Source organism: Actinotalea ferrariae (genome assembly GCF_019733465.1).
In the GTDB taxonomy this organism is placed as follows: domain Bacteria; phylum Actinomycetota; class Actinomycetes; order Actinomycetales; family Cellulomonadaceae; genus Actinotalea; species Actinotalea ferrariae_A.
The window spans coordinates 1-3,284 of record NZ_JACVQL010000126.1; the positions used below are offsets into that span (position 1 = coordinate 1).

Consider the following 3,284-nt stretch of genomic DNA (forward strand, 5'->3'; position numbering starts at 1 on the left):
GGCGACGGCGGCGGGCGCGTCCGCCGAGCGGTACTCGGCGACGGCCGCGGGGGTCGCGACGAGCGCGCCGGCGACGGCGAGCGCGAGGGCGGACACCTTGCGGTGCGGCCGGCGACGCCGTGCGGACGGGGGTGGGGAGGGGGGTGGTGCGCCCGGCGGTGCCGAGCGGGAGGAGAAGAACTCCTGCACTGGGTGCTCCATCGTTTTCGGTAGCCTGGCTGACCGCGTGGGTCCCATGGCTTTGCGCCCCTGCCTCGCGACAGGTTTGCCTTTTCGTGGACGCCGTAACAGTACGACCCGAAATTCACCCGGTCCAGGACCTGTGTCCCAGGTCACGGCGACGGCCGGGTTGCGACCGGATGATCCGGACATTCCCGTCGGGTGACGTTGTTCAGCACTTGTCCATTCTCGGCGCGAGTGCGCCGTCCGTTCCGCGGCCACCCGGCGACGCGGCATTGGTAGCCTGCACGATCATCGTCGCGCAGCGCATGGACGAGAGGTCACCGTGGTCCCGCCCTCCCCCGTCGTCCCGCCCTCCCCCGTCGTCGCCGTGTGGAAGGCGACCTGGCTGCCGGCGTCGCAGACGTTCATCGCCAACCAGGTGGGCTCGCTGTCCCGGTGGCGCCCGCTGACGATCGGGCTGCGCCGCGTCGAGGGGCTCCCGGTCGTCCCGGACCTCGCGCCCTTCGGCGACGGGCTGCCGTCCCGGGTCGGCCAGCGGGTCAGCGCGCTCGCGGGGCACCGCGGCGTCTACGACGCCGTCCTGCGCGAGTCGGGAGCCCGCCTCGTGCACGCGCACTTCGGGACCGGCGGGACGGGGGTCCTGCCCGTCGCCCGCCGCCTCGGCCTCCCCCTCGTCGTCACGTTCCACGGGTTCGACGTCACGTCGCTGCCCCGCCGGCAGGACCGTGCCGGCCGCACCTACCGCCGCCGGCTGCGCGCCGTGTTCGAGTACGCCGACGCCCTCGTCGCGGTCTCCGAGTTCGTGGTCGAGCGGCTCGTCGAGCTCGGCGCACCCCCCGCGAAGATCCGCCTGCACCACATCGGCATCCCGGTCGACCACGCACCGACGCAGCGCGTCGACGCCGGCCGGGGGGTGACCTTCGTCGGGCGCCTGGTCCCGAAGAAGGGCGTCGAGGACCTCGTGGCCGCGATGGTCGTCCTGCGCCGCACGGGCCGTGACGTGCCGCTGCGGATCATCGGGGACGGCCCCCTCATGCCGCAGCTGCGGCGGACCGCGGCGCAGGCGCGGCTCGACGTCGAGCTCCCCGGCTTCTGCACGCCCGACGAGGTCGCCGCGGCGCTACGGGCTTCGGCGATCTTCTGCGCGCCGTCGCGGACCGCGCCCGACGGCGACTCGGAGGCCTTCGGCATGGTCTTCCTCGAGGCTGCGCTGCAGGGGGTCCCCGTCGTCGCCTACCGGCACGGCGGAGTGACGGAGTCGGTCGCCGACGGCGTCACCGGCCTCCTCGCACCCGAGGGGGACGTGGAGGCCCTGGCCGCCCACCTCGCGACGCTGGTCGACGACCCCGCCCGGGCTCGCGCACTGGGCGAGGCCGGCCGGCGGCGCGTGCTCGACCACTTCGACGTGCGCGAGCAGACGCGCCGTCTCGAGGACATCTACGACGAGGTCACGGCGACGGCGGCGGCACGCCGGCGTTGACACCCGGCGGCGCGCCGCCGGGCGTGGACCTCAGGCGCTCGTGCGCCGGACGATCCGCAGCAGGCGCTCGAGCGCGAGTCGCGAGTCCGCGCGGTGGACGACGGCGAGCACGCCGGCGGTCAGGCACACGTAGGCCAGGGTTCCCAGGGCGAGCACGGCGACCCGACCGTCGACCGCACGGGCGACGAGGAGGTACGCGGCCGCGCCCCACGCGGCGGCGTGCACCGGCGGCAGCAGGGCGCGCACCTGCTGGCGTCCCGTGATCCCGCCGAGCCGCCGATGGATGGCCAGGATCACCGGGGTGAGCACGAAGCCCGCCGCCGCATACCCCACCGCGACGCCCAGCACGCCCCAGCGCAGACCGACGACGATGCCCGTGACCTGCGCCGCGGTCGCGAGCACCTCGTAGCGCACGAGCAGCTTGACCTGGCCGGTGGCCTTCATCAGGGGCGCCGTCACGTAGAAGACCGTCTCGCGCGCCCCGGCGACCGCGAGCACGGCGAGCAGCGGCGCCGCGGGCATCCAGTCGTCGCCGAGGACGACGGCGACGAGCTCGTACGACGCGGCCGCGGCGAGGCCCATGAGCGGCACGGTCACCCACGCGAGCAGGCGCACGGCGTCGAGGAGGTGCCGCGCCAGCAGCTCCGGACGGTCGGCCAGGCGCGAGAAGACCGGGAACGTCACGCGCGAGACGGTCTGCCCGATCATCTGCACCGGGATCACGAGCACCCGGTACGCCATGCCGTAGTACGACAGGGCGACGACGCCGAGCACGCGTGCCACGAGGATGTTGTCGATGTTCCGGGAGAAGTAGGCGATGCCGTTGGTGAGCATGACCCGCAGCCCGAACGGGAGGAGCTGGCGCAGCTCCCGGACGCGCAGGTTCGGCACCGGACCGCGGCCGGCGCGCACGAGGACGAACGCGACCACGAGGTCGAGCGCGACGACCTGGAACACGACCGCCGAGGGCCCGGCGCCGAGCAGGGCCGCGACCACGCCGGCGACACCTCCGACGGCCGCCCCCAGGACGTCCGCGACGGCGATCGGCCGGAAGGTCAGCGAGCGCGCCTGCATCGCACGCGGCGCGATCGCGAGGGACTTCACCACCAGCCCGAGCCCGAGCCAGCGCAGGATCGGGACGAGCTCGGGCAGCCGGAAGAACTCGGCGACCCAGGGGGCGACGAGGAACGTGAGGCCCGCGAGCAGCAGTCCCGAGGCGATGTTCGCGCTCGCCACCGCGCCGGCCGCCCACCGGCTCAGCGCCGGGCGCTGGATGAGGGCCGAGGCCAGCCCCTGGTCCAGCAGCAGGGTCGTGAAGGTCACGTAGATCGTCGCCGCGCTGATCACGCCGTAGGACTCCGGGCCCAGGACGCGCGCGAGGACGATGCTCGAGACGAACAGGAACGCCTGCCGCCCCGCCACCGCCACGGTGTTCCAGCGCACGGCGGCGACCGTCGTCCCGCCGGGGCTCGGGCGTCCGTCCGCCCGCCCGTCCGCCACGACGCCGTTGTCGCTCATCGTGGGCCGCCCGCGACCTCCGCCAGGACCCGCGCCATCCGCTCGCGGTACGCCACGGGCGAGTGCCGGCGCGCGGCCGCGCCGGCGTCGACGAGCGCAGCGC

General features: G+C 74.8%; 3 protein-coding genes and 1 riboswitch. Of the genes, 1 reads left to right on the plus strand and 2 read right to left on the minus strand.

Annotated features, from left to right (window positions below):
- Positions 1-201, minus strand: a 201-nt coding sequence (locus tag ICW40_RS10925) for a hypothetical protein (RefSeq protein ID WP_221653857.1), incomplete at its 3' end; no start/stop codon positions are given.
- Positions 202-205: 4 nt separating this feature from the next.
- Positions 206-280, minus strand: a riboswitch (cyclic di-GMP riboswitch).
- A gap of 225 nt (positions 281-505) precedes the next feature.
- Here ICW40_RS10925 and ICW40_RS10930 point away from each other — a divergent pair.
- Positions 506-1,663: a glycosyltransferase gene (locus ICW40_RS10930; RefSeq protein ID WP_221653858.1), complete on the plus strand. Its 1,158-nt coding sequence runs from the start codon at positions 506-508 to the stop codon at positions 1,661-1,663.
- Between the two features lie 30 nt (positions 1,664-1,693).
- Here ICW40_RS10930 and ICW40_RS10935 read toward each other — a convergent pair whose 3' ends face one another.
- Entirely contained in the window at positions 1,694-3,181 is a 1,488-nt protein-coding gene (locus tag ICW40_RS10935; protein WP_221653859.1) for a lipopolysaccharide biosynthesis protein, read from the minus strand.
- Positions 3,182-3,284 lie beyond the last annotated feature (103 nt).

Bases quoted from the DNA above. Each gene is read 5' to 3' on its own strand.
- ICW40_RS10935 (WP_221653859.1), bottom strand. From the start codon at position 3,181: ATGAGCGACAACGGCGTCGTGGCGGACGGGCGGGCGGACGGACGCCCG.